The sequence below is a fragment of the Microbacterium sp. GW823-FHT02G05 genome (genome assembly GCF_058797175.1).
In genome coordinates, this window is record NZ_JBXAJK010000001.1 from 1,518,602 (window position 1) to 1,534,462 (window position 15,861).

Annotated in this window: 19 protein-coding genes; 13 read left to right on the forward strand and 6 right to left on the reverse strand. The window is 67.1% G+C overall.

Annotation, left to right across the window (positions count from 1 at the left end; translation table 11 throughout):
* Positions 1 to 4 precede the first annotated feature (4 nt).
* The gene (locus AC1REM_RS07265) at positions 5 to 637 is read left to right on the forward strand and encodes a phosphatase PAP2 family protein (protein ID WP_492514017.1); all 633 of its coding nucleotides are present in this window, start codon (positions 5 to 7) and stop codon (positions 635 to 637) included.
* On the opposite strand, the gene AC1REM_RS07270 is transcribed toward AC1REM_RS07265, so the two are convergent.
* Together AC1REM_RS07270 and AC1REM_RS07275 are read right to left on the reverse strand one after the other, a co-directional pair.
* Positions 595 to 867 carry a GlsB/YeaQ/YmgE family stress response membrane protein gene (locus tag AC1REM_RS07270; protein ID WP_204939276.1) on the reverse strand — a complete coding sequence of 91 codons (273 nt, stop codon included), beginning with the start codon at positions 865 to 867 and terminating at the stop codon, positions 595 to 597. The genes AC1REM_RS07265 and AC1REM_RS07270 overlap by 43 nt on opposite strands.
* Before the next feature lie 161 nt (positions 868 to 1,028).
* Positions 1,029 to 1,949: a Bax inhibitor-1/YccA family protein gene (locus AC1REM_RS07275; protein ID WP_492514018.1), complete on the reverse strand. Its 921-nt coding sequence runs from the start codon at positions 1,947 to 1,949 to the stop codon at positions 1,029 to 1,031.
* Positions 1,950 to 2,037: 88 nt separating this feature from the next.
* On the opposite strand from AC1REM_RS07275, the gene AC1REM_RS07280 reads away from it, so the two are divergent.
* The 3 genes from AC1REM_RS07280 to AC1REM_RS07290 are packed head-to-tail and all read left to right on the forward strand — an operon-like array spanning position 2,038 to position 5,006.
* Entirely contained in the window at positions 2,038 to 3,024 is a 987-nt protein-coding gene (locus AC1REM_RS07280) for a glycerophosphodiester phosphodiesterase family protein (RefSeq protein WP_492514019.1), read from the forward strand.
* Positions 3,025 to 3,072: 48 nt separating this feature from the next.
* Positions 3,073 to 3,984 carry an ABC transporter ATP-binding protein gene (locus AC1REM_RS07285; RefSeq protein ID WP_492514020.1) on the forward strand — a complete coding sequence of 304 codons (912 nt, stop codon included), beginning with the start codon at positions 3,073 to 3,075 and terminating at the stop codon, positions 3,982 to 3,984.
* Positions 3,981 to 5,006: an ABC transporter permease gene (locus AC1REM_RS07290; RefSeq protein WP_492514021.1), complete on the forward strand. Its 1,026-nt coding sequence runs from the start codon at positions 3,981 to 3,983 to the stop codon at positions 5,004 to 5,006. The genes AC1REM_RS07285 and AC1REM_RS07290 overlap by 4 nt, the downstream gene beginning before the upstream one ends.
* Before the next feature lie 6 nt (positions 5,007 to 5,012).
* Here the strand turns inward: AC1REM_RS07290 and AC1REM_RS07295 are convergent, their stop codons facing one another.
* The 3 genes from AC1REM_RS07295 to AC1REM_RS07305 are packed head-to-tail and all read right to left on the reverse strand — an operon-like array spanning position 5,013 to position 6,860.
* Positions 5,013 to 5,405 (reverse strand): YccF domain-containing protein, encoded by a 393-nt coding sequence (locus AC1REM_RS07295; protein ID WP_492514022.1) that lies wholly within the window; start codon positions 5,403 to 5,405, stop codon positions 5,013 to 5,015.
* Positions 5,406 to 5,454: 49 nt separating this feature from the next.
* Positions 5,455 to 5,829, reverse strand: coding sequence for a GntR family transcriptional regulator (locus AC1REM_RS07300; RefSeq protein WP_492514023.1), 375 nt, complete (start codon positions 5,827 to 5,829; stop codon positions 5,455 to 5,457).
* Positions 5,826 to 6,860, reverse strand: coding sequence for a hypothetical protein (locus AC1REM_RS07305; protein ID WP_492514024.1), 1,035 nt, complete (start codon positions 6,858 to 6,860; stop codon positions 5,826 to 5,828). The genes AC1REM_RS07300 and AC1REM_RS07305 overlap by 4 nt, the downstream gene beginning before the upstream one ends.
* A gap of 122 nt (positions 6,861 to 6,982) precedes the next feature.
* Here AC1REM_RS07305 and AC1REM_RS07310 point away from each other — a divergent pair, with 122 nt between their 5' ends.
* The 7 genes from AC1REM_RS07310 (at position 6,983) to AC1REM_RS07340 (ending at position 13,858) form a co-directional block, all read left to right on the forward strand.
* The gene (locus AC1REM_RS07310) at positions 6,983 to 9,436 is read left to right on the forward strand and encodes an ATP-dependent helicase (protein ID WP_492514025.1); all 2,454 of its coding nucleotides are present in this window, start codon (positions 6,983 to 6,985) and stop codon (positions 9,434 to 9,436) included.
* Positions 9,437 to 9,479: 43 nt separating this feature from the next.
* Positions 9,480 to 10,577 carry an SseB family protein gene (locus tag AC1REM_RS07315; protein ID WP_492514026.1) on the forward strand — a complete coding sequence of 366 codons (1,098 nt, stop codon included), beginning with the start codon at positions 9,480 to 9,482 and terminating at the stop codon, positions 10,575 to 10,577.
* A gap of 222 nt (positions 10,578 to 10,799) precedes the next feature.
* Entirely contained in the window at positions 10,800 to 11,429 is a 630-nt protein-coding gene (locus AC1REM_RS07320; RefSeq protein WP_492514027.1) for a SipW-dependent-type signal peptide-containing protein, read from the forward strand.
* A 55-nt stretch (positions 11,430 to 11,484) separates the two neighbouring features.
* Positions 11,485 to 12,087, forward strand: coding sequence for a SipW-dependent-type signal peptide-containing protein (locus AC1REM_RS07325; protein ID WP_492514028.1), 603 nt, complete (start codon positions 11,485 to 11,487; stop codon positions 12,085 to 12,087).
* Between the two features lie 12 nt (positions 12,088 to 12,099).
* Positions 12,100 to 12,720 carry a signal peptidase I gene (locus AC1REM_RS07330; RefSeq protein WP_492514029.1) on the forward strand — a complete coding sequence of 207 codons (621 nt, stop codon included), beginning with the start codon at positions 12,100 to 12,102 and terminating at the stop codon, positions 12,718 to 12,720.
* On the forward strand, positions 12,717 to 13,349 hold the full coding sequence (locus tag AC1REM_RS07335) for a hypothetical protein (protein WP_492514030.1): 633 nt from the start codon (positions 12,717 to 12,719) through the stop codon (positions 13,347 to 13,349). Before AC1REM_RS07330 ends, AC1REM_RS07335 begins: the two co-directional genes overlap by 4 nt.
* A gap of 8 nt (positions 13,350 to 13,357) precedes the next feature.
* Entirely contained in the window at positions 13,358 to 13,858 is a 501-nt protein-coding gene (locus AC1REM_RS07340; protein ID WP_492514031.1) for a hypothetical protein, read from the forward strand.
* 1 nt (position 13,859) lies between these two features.
* Here AC1REM_RS07340 and AC1REM_RS07345 read toward each other — a convergent pair whose 3' ends face one another.
* Positions 13,860 to 14,540, reverse strand: coding sequence for a YqaJ viral recombinase family protein (locus AC1REM_RS07345; RefSeq protein WP_492514032.1), 681 nt, complete (start codon positions 14,538 to 14,540; stop codon positions 13,860 to 13,862).
* Between the two features lie 386 nt (positions 14,541 to 14,926).
* Between AC1REM_RS07345 and rplJ the strand changes: the two genes are divergently transcribed.
* Together rplJ and rplL are read left to right on the forward strand one after the other, a co-directional pair.
* Positions 14,927 to 15,415: a 50S ribosomal protein L10 gene (rplJ, locus tag AC1REM_RS07350; protein ID WP_492514033.1), complete on the forward strand. Its 489-nt coding sequence runs from the start codon at positions 14,927 to 14,929 to the stop codon at positions 15,413 to 15,415.
* 48 nt (positions 15,416 to 15,463) lie between these two features.
* Positions 15,464 to 15,847, forward strand: coding sequence for a 50S ribosomal protein L7/L12 (gene rplL, locus AC1REM_RS07355; RefSeq protein WP_204939290.1), 384 nt, complete (start codon positions 15,464 to 15,466; stop codon positions 15,845 to 15,847).
* Positions 15,848 to 15,861: the final 14 nt, after the last annotated feature.

Genomic DNA, 15,861 nt, shown 5'->3' on the forward strand with positions numbered 1-15,861 from the left:
GAGCATGCGTGTTTCGTCTCTCTCCCTCGATCGCTCACTCCCGCTGTTCATTGCGGCGGCTCTTGCCGTGATCGTCCTCCTCGTCCCGGTTCCGGGAAGCCTCAGCGTCATCGGAACGCAGTGGCTCGCCTCGCTCGGCGCGACCGTGCCGCACGTCGAGCTCGTGTCAGAGGTCGTGCTGGTGCTGCTGGCTCTCGCAACGGTGACGAGCGTGACGTTGGCGTGGTTTCGGGATCCCGTGCGTCGGCCCTCGCTCGTGGCGGGCGTGGGTGGAGTGGGGGTCGCCTACGCCGCGAGCGAGGCGCTGAAAATGCTCTTCACGCAGCCCCGTCCGTGCACTCGCTGGCCGATCGCTGCGGAATGCCCGCCCGCCGGAGACTGGTCGCTTCCGTCCAATCACGCGACTCTGGCCTTCGCCGCCGCGGTGGTGATCGCCCTTGCATCCGGGAGGGGGTGGATGTCCTGGACTGCAGCGGTGCTGGCGGTCCTCGTCGCGCTCGGACGCGTGGCCCAGGGCGTGCACTACCTGCACGATGTTGCCGCAGGCGCGCTCCTCGGGCTCGTGGCCACAGCGGGCGTCGCGCTCGCCGTCGATCAGCTGCGCGCGCGGTCGCCGCGGCCGACGATGAGCCCGTAGATCAGCAGGACCACGATCGCGCCGCCGATGGCGAGCAGCCAGGTGGACAGATCCCAGAACTCCTCGAGTCCGACACCGAAGATCATGCTGCCGAGCCACCCTCCGAGCAGCGCGCCGACGACGCCCAGCAGCAGTGTGATCAGCCAGCCGCCGCCCTGTTTGCCGGGCAGGATGAGCTTGGCGATGGCTCCGGCGATCAGGCCGAGCAGAAGAAAAGCGAGGAAACCCATGTGTGCGCTCCTTGATGTCGTGAGCCCGGGATGCGGGGCTTCGAGACGTCCATTCTCGGGACCGTGGGAGCGAGCGACAAGACCCTTGCGCGGCGACCGAAACGTGCGCTAACGGAAAAGGCCACCCCGTCGCCGGGGTGGCCTTTTCGAAAAGCGTCAGATCACTCGCTGCCGCGAACGATCGCGATGATGCGCAGGATCTCGACGTACAGCCACACGACCGTGACCATGATGCCGAAGGCGCCCATCCAGCCGTACTTGCGGGGTGCGCCGTTGCGCACGCCCTGCTGGATCTGGTCGAAGTCCATGACCAGCGAGTACGCGGCCATGAAGACGACCAGCACACCGATGATGAGACCGAGCGGGATGCCGAAGATCTCCTGGCTGAGAAGGCCGAACGCCTGGCCGGCCGGCAGGACACCCGTCCACATGAGGACGAGGTTGACGAGGGAGAAGACCAGGTAGCCGATCATCGCGATCATGACGATCTTCGTCATCTTCTTCGACGCACGGATCTTGCCGCTCGCGAACAGCGCCAGGGTGACACCGACGACCGAGAGGGTCGCGAGCGTCGCCTGCATGACGATGCCGGGCCACATGACCTCGAAGAACGCCGAGATCGCACCGACGAACAGGCCCTCAAGCGCGGCGTAGGCGAAGATGAGCGCGGGGCGCACCTTCTTGCGCGAGGTGAAGGTGATGACCATGGCGAGCACGAAGCCGCCGAGCGCGCCGATCATCCACGGCAGCATGGACGCGCCGCGCGCGGGGTCGAGCTGCAGGCCGCCGAGGGTCCACACCCATCCGACAGCGGCAGTGACGAGCAGGATCGCGAACAGACCGGCGGTCTTCCACACCGTGTCTTCGACCGTCATGCGGTCGGTCTCGAGAGCGCCTGCGGACGGAGCGGCATACATGCCGTCGAGCTGCGCGTTCAGTGCAGCATCCACCGTCTGGTGCGACGCGGATGCGGCCTGGGTCTGAGCGCCGTAGCCCTGCTGCGACGCGGTGCCGGGGTAGGTCGCGACATTGCGCGGATCCTGGAACGCCGGGTTGTTGAAAGCGGGGTTGTTGAGTGCCATGGCCTCATACTCCAAAGTGATCGCAACGGTTGCGGTGACACCAGACTAGCGGCGCAACCCTTTGAATGGGGTGTTCTACGCTGAGAGCGTGCCTCGCAGATCTCCGCTCGTCATCGGTCATCGCGGTGCTCCGGGATATCGGCCGGAGCACAGTCGGTCCTCGTACGAGCTGGCGCTGGCCATGGGGGTCGATGCTGTCGAGCCAGATGTCGTGGCCACGCGCGACGGAGTGCTGGTCGTACGGCACGAGAACGAGATATCCGGCACCACTGACATCGTCGAACACCCCGAGTTCGCCGACCGCCGCACGACGAAGAAGATCGACGGCGTCTCGCTGACGGGCTGGTTCACCGAGGACTTCACCTGGGACGAACTGTCGGTGCTGCGCTGCCGCGAGCGGCTGCCCGAGATCCGGCCGGCGAGTGCCTCTTTCGATGACACTCAGCCGATGCTGCGTCTCACCGACCTGCTCGACCTGGTGCGCGAGGGGTCGCTCGCCCACGGACGAGAGATCGGCGTCGTCCTGGAGATCAAGCACGCCACCTACTTCGCGAGCATCGGCCTCGATCTCGCACCCCTGATCGAGCGCGATCTGCGTACTGCAGGTTGGGCCGACGGCGAGTATCCGCTCACGATCGAGGCATTCGAATCGACCGTGCTCGCAGACCTTCGCGCCCGCAGCATCCCGGCCAGCTACATCTATCTGATCGAATCCACCGGCAAGCCCTTCGACCAGGTGGCGCAGCACGGACGCGCCGCCCTCACATACGCGGCGACCGTGTCGCCGCGCGGACTGGATGCGCTGGTCGGCGTCGTCGACGGCATCAGCGTGAGCAAGCGGATGCTGCTGAAGCGCGGACGAGCGCTGGTCGACGACGCGCACGCCCGGGGGTTGCGTGTCTTCACATGGACGGCCCGACCCGAGAACGCGTTCCTCACCGGCGAATTTCGAGCTCTCGGCGGAAAAGGGGCCTTCGGTGACTACGAAAGCGAGTGGGAGGCGATCGCGCGGACCGGCATCGACGGCGTGTTCGTGGATCACCCGGATCTCGGAGTGACGTTCTTCCGCGAATGATCCGCAGTGGTCAACGCGATGCCACCTGCATGTGGTTAGGTGTGGGGCATGCCGTCAATCTCTGCGCAGGGAGTCAGCCGCGCCTTCGGGAGCGTCCAGGCCGTTCGTGACGCGAGCTTCGTTGCGAACGAGGGCCGGATCACGGGGCTGATCGGACCCAACGGGGCGGGCAAGACGACGCTGCTGCTCATGCTGGCGTCGCTCCTCGCCCCCGATACCGGATCGATTCGGATCGGCGATGTCGACCCGATGGAGGACCCCTCCGCCGCGCGCGGACTCATCGGCTGGATGCCCGACGCTCTCGGGGCCTGGCCCTCGCTGACGGCGCGTGAGACGCTCGTGACAACCGGACGCCTGCACGATCTGAGCCGAGAAGAGGCTCGGGCGCGTGCCGCCGAGCTCATCGCTCTCGTCGGACTCGACGAACTCGCCGATCGCCCTGCCCGCGTGCTCTCACGCGGGCAGAAGCAGAAGCTCGGTCTGGCGCGCGCCCTTGTGGCGCGTCCTCAGGTGCTCCTGCTCGACGAGCCCGCCTCGGGCCTGGACCCGATGGCCCGGGTGCAGCTGCGTGTGCTGCTGCGTCAGCTGGCGGATGAGGGCTGCACGATCCTCGTGTCCAGCCACGTCCTCAGCGAGCTGGAGGAGCTCGTCGACGACGCGGTCTTCCTCGTCGCGGGAAGCGTCGTGGATGCCGAGGCATCCGCAGTCCGTGCCCGCGAGTGGCGGGTTCGCGCCGCCGGCGAATCGCTCACCGCGGAACAGGTCTCTCTTGTGCTGACGACGACGGTCTCCCGCATTCGCCTGGATCGGGGCGCTGTGCTTGTCACGCTCCCCGGCGAGCGGGAGGCGGCGGATGCGCTGCGCGCGCTCGTCGCCGCCGGACTTCCGGTCGTCGAATTCGCGCCCGCGCAGGGCGAACTCGAAGACCGATTCCTCACTCTGGGCGGAGGTGCCGCATGAGCATGCAGCGCGTGCTGACGATCGTCCGACTGGAGCTGACGCAGCGTCTGCGGAGCGTGGCGTGGTACGTGCTCCTCGGCGTCTTCGCGGTGGTACTGGTCGGGGTCACGGTGTTGTCCCTGATGATCTTCTCCGGGGTGGACGAGCCGGGCGCTGGTGTCTACTCGGTGGTCGTCAACATCGTGCTGCTGCTGGTCGTTCTGATCTCGCCGACTCTCAGCGGCAACGCCATCAACGGCGACCGTGAGAACGCGACGCTCGCCGCCGTACAGGTGACGCGGGCGACGACCGGTGAGATCGTCTTCGGCAAACTGCTGGCCGCGGTCGTCACGGGCTCAGCGTTCCTCGTCGTGGCGATCCCCTTCCTGATCTTCGCCATGCTCACCGGCGGAGTCTCTCCGCTGACAGGCTTCGTCTCCGTGCTTGTGCTGCTGGCCGAGATCGTCGTGGTCGCGGCGATCGGCGTCGGGTTCAGCGGCGTGCTCGCACGCGGCCTGTTCTCCGTCGCCGCGACGTACCTCGTCGTCGCCGCCTTCGTGCTCGGCACCCTCATCGCGTTCGGTCTCGGGGGTGTGGCCTTCCGTTCCGAGGTCACCTCGCACTCGCGGCCTTACACCGAAAGCGGTCCGGACTGCGAACGCTGGGAGACCTACACGTATGACGCGCCGCGTTTCGACCGGGTGTGGTGGGTGCTCGCGGCGAACCCGTTCATCGTGCTGGCGGATGCGACGCCCGTGGAGTTCTCGCGCGACGGCTATCCGGTCGACCTGTTCGGCCAGATCAAGCTCGGCGTACGTGCAGCGCAGCAGGCGCCCGAGCTTGAGGTTCGCTGGGATGACTGCGAGAACACCTGGCGAGAGGAGCCCTGGAAGACGCCCCAGGAGGTCATCGAGGGCAGTGCGCCGAGCTGGTTCGTCGGACTCGCCCTGCAGGGTGTCGTGGCGGGGCTGCTGTTGTTCGGCGCGGTGCGGCGCACCGACACCCCCGCGAAGCGCCTCCCGCCGGGGACGCGCATCGCCTGATCCGGTCTAACGGGCGAACGCGCCCGTGCGCGTCGACACGATCTCCTTGCCCAGGGGCATGAGCGAGATCGGCACCATCTTGAAGTCGGCGATGCCCATCGGGATGCCGATGATCGTGATGCACAGGGCGACGCCCGAGATGATGTGTCCGATGGCGAGCCACCATCCGGCGAGGATCACCCAGATGACGTTGCCGAGGAACGAGCCCACACCGGCCGTGGGCTTGGACACGATCTGACGTCCGAAGGGCCAGATGGCGTACCCCGCGATCCGGAACGAGGCGATCGCCCAGGGGATCGTGATGATCGGGATGCACAGCAGGATGCCCGCGAGCACGTATCCGAGGAACAGCACGAAGCCGGCAAGGATGAGCCAGATGATGTTCAGGATGGTGCGCATGCTCGCATCCTCTCACCCCCTGGCTGACAGAGCGCCGTTCGTTCCCGAGTCAGTCCGCAGGGGCAGCGGGCCACATCAGACGCAGGACGCTGACGACGTCGTCGGGGTGCGCCCCGGCTGTCGTGGCTTCTTCGATGAGGGCGCGGATACGCCGGGTCACGGTCTCCGGGAGGACGCCTGCGGACTCCGCGACGCGTGTTCCGGCCGCGGTGCGGGTGACGACGAAACCCTCGGCCTCCAGCTGCTTGTAGGCTTTCGCGACTGTTCCGGTGGCGACCCCCAGGTCGGCAGCGGTCTGCCGCACCGTCGGCAGGCGCTCACCCGCGCCGAGCTGCCCCGAGAGGATGAGGCCGCGCAGCTGCTGGTGAATGTCGTTCGTCGTGCTGCCCTCATCGGGGACGCGCAGGGGAGTGGGCGCGCTCATCTGTCCGCCCCGATCAGGGTGGCGGCAGGGGTGGTGTCCGGCGAGGCGGTCCCGGGACGCTTCGCACCTGAGGCGACGAGGAGCAGCAACGTGAATCCGGCGATCTCCAGAACAGGCGCCAGCGAGCCCGCCGTGGATGCGAGACCGGCGTAGCGCCAGATGACCTCGTAGGGCGCGCCGTCGTTGACACCCATGATGGTCAGCTGCGTCGTGGCTCCGGCGTCCGCGATGAGCCGCCATGCTCCGCCCAGGGCGAGCAGGGTTCCGGCGATCACGATGCGGACGGCATCTCGGGCGATGTGAGACCGTGCGCTGCGTTCGCTCGCGACGGACTCCGGACGGAGGTAAGGGCGCACCGCGTTGGCGCGCAGGAGCGCCCAGGCGGCGATCACCAGAGTGAGCGTGCACGCGAGAACGGGCGCACCGTATGCCCAGCCGTAGAACAGTGGGCGCAGGGGGTCGACCTCTGCCTCGTTCGGCACGGGAACGATGAGCAACGCGGAGCGGCCTTGGTCGTCGGTGGAGGAGGCGAGTCCTGCGGCGACCGTCGTACTGATCAAAAGCAGCACGGTCAGCGCGGCGACGGGGAGCCCGAAGCGCGGGCCGAAACTCGCCCAGGTGCGCCGGACCACAGGCAGGACCGGGATCTGTGATGGCGTCGTTCCGCGGACACGGATCACGACGAGGGTGACGAGGAGTGCGAGCGCCGCCGCTGCAAGGGGTGTTGCGTACTGCCACCAGGCGATGACGTCGACGAGCGGCAGCACGTACCCGCTCAGGATGTTCTGGGTGGCGAAGACAAGGATCACGGCGAGTGCACTGAGTGCGAGGGCGCGGTTCTCTGGCGCGTGGCGGGTGCGCACAGCGTCGTCGATGGTGCGGTCGTCTTCCGTGTTCCGGCGGCGACGGGGCCGGTGCGGAGCAAAGGAGAGAACGCAAGCGGCGATCACGATGGCGATGAGCAGCGATCCCAGGGGGAAGGCGAAGGGGAGAAGGAGAAGGTCTGTGATGCTGATCGACGCGAGGGGCATGGCGGCTCCGTTCCGGTTGTGTCATATGTATAGCACAACTTGTATTTCGTACGCGATACAAGTTGCACGCGAGTTCTCCACGAGGTACCAGTGTCCGAGGCCCCGCCTACACTGGAAGGGCAATGACTGACAACGTTCTCCTCGTGCCCCCGGCGGGCGAGCCCACGCCCGACGCAGACCTTCTCGCAGGGCTCAATCCGCAGCAGCTCGAGGCGGTGACCCATCGCGGTCAGGCGCTGCTGATCGTTGCCGGTGCCGGCTCCGGCAAGACGAGTGTTCTCACGCGCCGGATCGCCCTGCTGTTGCGGCGACGCGAAGCCTGGCCGAGTCAGATCCTCGCGATCACCTTCACCAACAAGGCGGCGGGCGAGATGCGCGAGCGCGTCGGCCAGCTCGTCGGCGACGCGTCCCGAGGGATGTGGATCTCCACGTTCCACTCCGCATGCGTGCGCATCCTCCGCAACGAGGCGCAGCAGTTCGGTTTCACCAAGGCGTTCACGATCTACGACTCGGGTGACTCCCGCGCGCTCATCAAGCGCCTCGTCAAGGAGTTCCAGGCAGACTCCTACGGCTTCACGCCCTCGGCCGTGCAGTCGAAGATCTCCAAGCACAAGAACGAGCTGCTGGATGCCGAGGGCTTCGCCCGTCAGGCGAACCTCGCCGATCCCGCAGAACGTGTGTTCTCCGAGGTCTTCCAGGCGTATCAGCGTGAGCTGCAGAAGGCCAACGCCTTCGACTTCGACGACCTCATCGGGCAGACCGTCTTCCTCTTCCGCGCGTTCCCGCACATCGCCGACGTGTACCGTCGCCGGTTCCGTCACATCCTCGTCGACGAGTATCAAGACACCAACCATGCCCAGTACGCGCTGATCCACGAGCTCACCCGCCCCGTCGCGGGGAACTCCGAGCCGTATTCCGCCGGCGGCATGATGATCTTCGAGCCCGAGTCCGCCCCTGAACTCGAAGGCGCGTCCCTCACCGTCGTGGGCGACTCCGACCAGTCGATCTATGCGTTCCGCGGTGCCGACATCCGCAACATCAGCGAGTTCGAACGCGATTTCCCCGGCGCCAAGGTCGTGCTGCTCGAGCAGAACTACCGTTCCTCGCAGAACATCCTCACGGCGGCGAACGCCGTCATCAGCAACAACTTCGACCGCAAAGAGAAGAAGCTCTGGAGCGACCGCGGTGATGGCGACAAGATCGTCGGCTTCACCGGCTACTCGCAGCACGACGAGGCGCAGTTCGTCGCAGACGAGATCGAAGCGATCCACCGTGCCGGCACGCCCTACTCCGAGATGGCGGTCTTCTACCGCACGAACTCGCAGTCGCGTGCGTTGGAAGAGATCTTCATCCGCTCGGCCGTCCCGTACAAGATCATGGGCGGCACGAAGTTCTATGAGCGCGCCGAGATCAAAGATGCGCTCGCGTACCTCGTGGCGGTCGCCAACCCCGCCGATTCGATGGCGCTGCGCCGCATCCTCAACAAGCCGCGCCGGGGCATCGGCGACGTGACCGAGACAGCCATCGCACGCTTCGCGGATGACCACGGCATCACCTTCCGTGAGGCGCTGTCGCGTCCGGCCGAGCTCGGGGTCGGCCCCAAGCTGCAGGCCGCCATCGCGCAGCTCGACGAGACACTCACGGCCGCATCCGTGCTCATGCTCCCGCCCAGCGGCGAGCTCGCACCGCCCACTGCGGTTGCCGAAGGGCTCACGCTTCTGCTGACGCAGAGCGGCTACTTCGAGTCGCTGCGCGCGAGCCGTGACCCGCAAGACGAGGCCCGTCTCGAGAACCTCGACGAGCTCGTCGCCGTCGCGCGCGAGTTCGCACGCAACAACCCTGAGGGCACCGTCATCGACTTCCTCACCGAGGTGGCGCTCGTCTCCGATGCCGACGACCTCGACGACTCATCCGGGTCGGTGTCGCTCATGACGATGCACACCGCCAAGGGACTCGAGTACGACGCCGTCTTCGTCACGGGTGTCGAGGAAGACCTCATCCCGCACCGTATCTCTGCGGGCGAACCGGGCGGCCCGCAGGAAGAGCGGCGCCTCTTCTATGTCGGCATCACCCGAGCGCGCAAGCGTCTGCACCTCTCGCTGGCGATGACGCGCGCCCAGTTCGGAGAGATCTCCGCCGCGATGCCCAGCCGCTTCCTCCAGGAGATCCCGGCCCACATCATCGACTGGCGGCAGTCGCCGGGCGACGTCAACTCCCGCGGTGGAACACAGTCGAGAGCCCTCAACGGGCGCCGACCCGGGCGTGGCTACGGCGGTTCCGGTAGCGGGTTCGGCGGCTCGGGGAACGACCGTTTCGCGCCCCGGGAGCTCCCCAAGAACTCGTTGAAGCCACTGTCGACCTCGATGGATCGGTTCCCGAACCGCGTGCCCGCCAAGGTGCGTGACAATGGCGATCTCGAACTCGCGGCCGGCGATCGTATTCGTCACGACGACTTCGGCGAGGGCCGCGTGGATGCCGTGACCGGCGAGGGTGCCAAGCGCATCGCCCACGTGCGATTCGACACGGCGGGGCTGAAGAAGCTGCTCATCAAGATCGCGCCGATCCAGAAGCTGTAGCCATACGGCGCATCGCTTTCCCCGCGGCGGATAGGCTGACGGCATGGCTCTTTTCTCGCGTCGCTCCAAGTCCGACAACGCTGCGTCCGAGGCGGACACTGCGGAGAGCGCGACGACGGAGACATCCGTCTCCGGGGCGCCCGAATCGGTGACGGCGGAAGAGCCCGGGAACCCGGACGTGCCCAACGTCTCCATCTCCATGGAGACGTTCCGAGGAGTGGGGGCGGCATCGACGCCGGCGCCCGCCCCGCAGGCGCCCCCGGTGCGACCTGCCACGCCCACGCTGCCCCTCGCTCCCGCCGACCCCCCGGCGCAGACCGAGACGGTTCCGGGCATGAAAGACAACGTGCTGCTGCGCGAGGCGCTCGCCGAGCTCGGCGAGGCGCCCACCAACGAGCAGCTCCTCGGCGTGCTTCGTCAGACTCTCCAGGGGCACCTCTACTTGCGTGTGCAGGGCGACGCCCAAGAGCAGATCAACGCCGGTCAGCCGCTCGCGATCGCCGTCGCCCGCGAGGGCGAGAACCAGTTCATGCTGGCCTACAGCTCGGCGGGGGCAGTGAAGGCCTCGGTGCTGCTCGAGAGTGACCCGACGGCCACATCCGCGGTGGCACAGCCCGTGCACGCCGCGTTCTCGCAGCTTCTCGCGGGCCCGTTCGCGGGTGTCGTGTTCGACACCGCGTCGGCCCCGCATCGCGCGGTCTTCCCGCGTGAGCTGATCGAGAAAGCGATGAATCAGGCAGACCCTGGTTTCGCGCTCAAGACGCAGCTCGCGACACCGCGCGACGCATCCTCTGAGGCGCGTGTCGGCGAAGAACTCGCGACAGCTCGACTCTGGGTTGCGGTTGCGACGGGGCAGGAAGAAGGGCAGTTCGGCATCGCCGAAGCGCAGACGGCCGATGGCTCACGCCTGCTGCAGCTGTTCTCGCACCCCCTGGAGATCATCGCTCTCGGGCGAGGAGAGCAGCCGATGCCCTTCACCGCCGAGCAGCTGGGAACGGTTCTCGCCCAGCACGCCGAAATCGATGGCGTCCTGATCGACGCGGCGGGCCCCACGATCGCGGTGCGCCGCGCTGCTCTCGGCGCGGTCATCGCGCTCGCGAAGCCCCAGGAGGATGGCGCGGCGGAGCCCGCAGCCGAATAGCGTCACCGTGCGCAACGAGGGGTGAGCGGAGGCATCCGCCCATCCCTCGTTTCGCATGACCTCGATGATCGGCTCTCGGCGTCTTCGTCCGACCTCGGTGGGGCCGGAAATATCGCCCTTGCCACCGGCGGGTGCGGCAGTCCAGGATGTAGGCACCAGCGCGACGCGGCGCACCGGAAAGCGACGTTCTTGCGCACCATCCAGTTCATTGAGGGGAACGAGATGTCTAAGAACAACAATCGCCGCAAGGTGCTGGCCGTGCTCGCGGGCGGGCTTGTCCTCGGCGTCGGCGCTGCGGTGACGCTTGCCGCCTGGAACGACTCCGAGTTCGCTACCGGAACCTTCACCGCCGGCAGCTTCGACCTCGAAGGCTCCATCACCAGCGGGACCACCGGCTTCGCCAACCACAACACGGCGGGCACCGCTCAGGCGCTGTCGTTCACGCTGCCCTCGGGTGTCGTGAACAACATGTCTCCCGGCCAGACCGTGTACGCCCCGTTCTGGGTGCGGTTGGCGGCGAACACGACGAGCGATGCCACGGTGACTCCCGCGTCCGTCGCCGCGGGCACTGGCGGCAACGAAGCGAACATGTCGTACTCCATCTCCGTCATCGGCGTCGCGGAGACGTGCGATCAGAGTTCAGCCGCGGCCGGCACGACCATTGCGACAGGAGCCACGCTCTCGGCGCTGACCGATGCCGCCTCCAGTGTGCTTCTGAAGGGGTCGCCGACGACGGTGGCTGGCACTGCGATCCAGATGTGCTTTGCCGTCACGGCGGGAAACCAGGCGTCGCTGGTGCAGGGCGCCTCGGCGACAGCCACCTGGCGATTCGAAGCGACCTCGACGAACTGATCTCATGCACACCCGCAGAGCCGTGCGGGAGAAGAGGCAACAACGCTCCCGCCGCGTGAGAGCAGTGCTTGCCGGAGGCCTGGTCTTCGGTGTCGGCGCTGCCGCGACGCTCGCATCCTGGACCGATCAGGAAGTCGCGACGGCGACCATCACGGCAGGGACCTTCGCGATCGAATCGCGCACGAACCTCGGGGCTTTCGAGGATTCGCCGCACACCCCCGCGCTGACGCTGCCCCTCGGGGCGACGGGACTGTATCCGGGGGAGAAGCGCGCCGCGTGGATCCAGATCCAGAACAAGGGGTCGGTGCCCGGCACCGTCAGTCTCAGCGGGGTGACCGTGGTCGGCGCCGATAACGTGAGCGCGCCGACAGGCAACAGCGTGAACCTGCAGAACGTGCTGAAGGTGGGAGTGGCGGTGACGACCACCACCAATGGGGGTGTCGCCCCCACCTGCACGACGACGACGCCGACGACATCCGTCGCCACGGGAGCGAACGTCGTTCCCGCTCCGGTGGCGACGGGCTCGCTGTCGGCGAATCGCGGCAACATCGTCTCCTTCTGCGTTGTCGTCGAATTTCCGGCGACCGCGGGAAACAACACGCAGGGCGGCGATGTGCGACCCACCTGGACCTTCACGGCGACCACGCCGACGACCTGACGAGGAGGCGAGATGATGCGGATGCTGCGCGCTGTGGGGCGCGGGATGCGAGAAGCTCTCCTCACTCTGGCTGCCGCGGGTGGTGTGGTCTGCATCGTCCTGGTCGTGTTGGCCTTCACCGGCGGGTTCTCGCTCATGATGTTCAAGACCGGATCGATGGCGCCGACGATCCCGGCGGGGTCTGTCGCACTCGTGCAGGAGATCTCGGCGGCGCAGATCGCGGTCGGCGACATCGTGACCGTCGCCCGCGAGGACGAGCTCCCTGTCACACACCGGGTCACGAGCGTCGCATCTGCCGATGATCGTGACGCGCGCGTGATCACCATGCGCGGTGACGCAAACGACGTCGACGATCCCGCGGCGTACGTCGTCACAGATGTGCGCATCGTGCGCGGGTCCCTCCCGCACCTGGCGAACGTCGTCGTCTGGCTCGCTCAACCCCTCGTGCTCGGCTGCATCACGCTCGGAGCGGCGCTCCTGGTCGGGTGGGCGTTCTGGCCACGTTCCCGAAGAGAGGAGTCGGATGCTGCGGCATCCGATCTCCCGGCCGATGAGGTGCTCGCCGATGATGCGCTCGCCAGAGACGGGCGGGTGCCCGTGGGTGCGGCTCTGCGGAGGGATCGTCGGACATGAGGCGTCTCCGGTGGGCGAGTGCGGCGCTGGCGATGATGATCGCCGTGATCGCGGGCGCGCCGGCGGCGCACGCCGATCCGTCGACACAGATCGTGCAGGGGCAATACGTGCGTCTGGTCTCGGTCGCCGACTGGGATGCTGCGCAGAATCTGCGCCCGGGAGCATCAGTGCGGTGGGATGTCGCGGTGAGCGCGGACGCTCCGGAGGCGGGGACGCTCACGGTCGGGGTGAGTGCGCGCGGTGACGCGTCGCTGCGCATTCATGCCGCTCTGTGCATGAATCCGTGGGAGGGCGATTCGTGCCCGGGTGGGGCGCGCACGCTCGTCGAGAATTGGAGTGTTCCGCGAGATGGGGCCCTGATGCCGCTGGCCGAGTTCGATGCCGCTCTCGAAGGGCACCTCCGCCTGCAGGTCGCCCTCGACCAGGGGTCTGCGGGAAGCAGTGAGCTGCGGGTGCACGGGCAGGGCGCAGGCGACACCGTCAGCGTCGGCCCCGGTGACGATCTCGCCACGACGGGGATGTCGCCGTTCGTGGTGGTGCTGTTCGGGCTGAGCGCAGCGCTGCTCCTGCTCGGCGGTGTACTGGCATTGACCTCCCGCCCGCGAGACGCTGTCCGGAGCGGGCGATGAGGCGGCGGGTGGCCGCGGCCACCGCGGGGCTGTCGATCCTTCTCGCGGGGGCACTGCTGCCCGGCGTGCAGCCGACGACGGCCTCGTTCGTCGACGACGAGTATGCAACGACCGCGATCTCCACGATCACGTTGGCACCTCCGCAGAGCATCTCGGTCATCAACTGCACGGGTCTTCTCGGTACCGGCATCGGTGCCGGGGTCACGATCGAGTGGCAGTTTCCCGCGGGTGCGCCGTACACAGGTTTCACACCCGCCGCGAACGTGCAGTGGGCGTTCAACAGTGCGGGGGACAACTGGCAGGCGGTGGCGACGCAGGCGCAGGGCAACGGGCGCTATCGCACCACGTTCAACACGGGCATCATCAGCGGGCTGCTGAGCCTTCTTCTCGGTGGGGAGATGACCTTCCAGTCACGGACGGTGCTCGGCAACTGGGTCTCGGGGAGCAGCGCGAAGGTGAAGTACACCGCCCCCGTCCTCGGAAGCCCCAGCTGCCAGATCGTGCCCTGAGTCAGTCCATCAGTGCGAGCGCGCGGAACGCATCTCGCTCACGCAGCTCCTCGCGGCGGCTGGCAGGAGCAGGAGAGACGCGAGCCGGCGCGGTGCGCCCCGTCGTGCGCTGGTAGAGCTCATCGATCAGAGAGGTGGCGAGCCCGACGAGTTTGGCGATCTCTGCATCGTCGCGGTCGATCCACGTGCAGCGAGGTTCATCATCGACGGGAACGAAATCGTCGTGTTGTTCCCACACCACCAGGGTGCGCTCGGCCCCCAGCACGTGCTGCTGCCACCACACCTGGCGGAGGTAGGTGCGCGGCACGGAACGCCAGGCCTTGTTCGTCGTCTTGATCTCGGCGAGCACGATGCGACCCTCGGCGTCCACCGCGATGCCGTCGGGGGTGGCGAGATGACGATGCTCGATCTCGGCGCGGAACAGCGCAGAGGACGGGAGGATGCCGTGGGTCGCGGCGACCCAGGCCGCGATCTCCGGCTCTCGGCGGCGGCCGTGGTCGGTGTAGGCGTTCCCCGTGAAGCGGGCGCCACCGCCGAGCTTCACCTCCGCCGCGCGGGCGATCGAAGCGGGGCTGGTGAGGTTCGCGACATCCGTCGCAGTGATCCCGCGCGAGCGTGCCCGAAGCCAGGCGACCCGGTCGCGGGAGTCCGCGACGATTCGGGCTTCAAGTTCGGGGGTCACCTCTCGAGGCTACCCCCGGGCGCGCACGCCTGCGTCCGCACACGCCGTGCCGCGCGGGCGTGCTCCGACACGCCCTCGACGGGAGAGCGTGTCCTCGGCGATCCGGGGCAGGGGGAGTGAGGCCTCCTCGATTTGGGCGGCGGATGCCGGTGGGGTACAGTTGTCGATAACCGAAGACCGCCGGTCATCGTGTTGCGTGAAAACGCAGCATGATCGAAGCACTGCTCTCGCAGGGGCCCGCGCAGGACACGAACGAATCCCAGTTCTCTGGATGTAGCTCCGTGCGCTTGCGCCGGAGCTTTTTTTCTTGCCGCAGCGCCGGATCCGGAAGGTCGAGGTCGATGCTCCTCTCACCAGGAGCATCCCGTACCCACCAAGGAGTGACCATGGCGCAGAAGGATGCATCGGTTGCCGAGCTCACGAAGAACTTCGAGAACTCGAACGCCGTCCTGCTGACCGAGTACCGCGGTCTGACGGTTGCCCAGCTCAAGGAGCTGCGCAACAACCTTCGTCAGGACGCGAACTACGCCGTGGTGAAGAACACGCTGACCAAGATTGCTGCGAACAACGCAGGAATCACGTCGCTGGACGACGACCTCAAGGGTCCGTCGGCTGTGGCGTTCGTGCACGGTGACTTCGTCACCGCTGCAAAGGCTCTGCGTGACTTCGCCAAGGCCAACCCGCTTCTCGTGATCAAGGGTGGCGTCTTCGAGGGTGCTGCCCTCAACGCTGACGAGGTCAACAAGTACGCCTCGCTGGAGAGCCGTGAGGTTCTGCTGGCAAAGGCCGCGGGCATGATGAAGGCGACGATGGGCAAGGCTGCGGCCACCGTCGACGCGCTTCGCGAAAAGCTGGAGACCGCCGAGGCCGCGTAAGCGACCAGCGATTTCCTCTCTACAAACCACATCAATAGGAGATACATCATGGCGAAGCTCACCACTGAGGAGCTGCTTGAGCAGTTTGCTGGCCTGACGCTCATCGAGCTCAGCGAGTTCGTGAAGGCGTTCGAGGAGAAGTTCGACGTCACCGCTGCTGCCCCCGTCGCCGTTGCCGGCGCTGCTGGTGGCGCTGGCGCTGCTGAGGCTGAGGAAGAGAAGGACTCCTTCGACGTCATCCTCGAGTCGGCTGGCGACAAGAAGATCCAGGTCATCAAGACGGTCCGCGAGCTCACCTCGCTCGGCCTCGGCGAGGCCAAGGCTGTCGTCGACGGTGCACCCAAGGCTGTGCTCGAGGGCGCAAACAAGGAGACCGCCGAGAAGGCCAAGGCTGCTCTCGAAGAGGCTGGCGCAACGGTTACCCTCAAGTAATCTCGCGTTTTCAC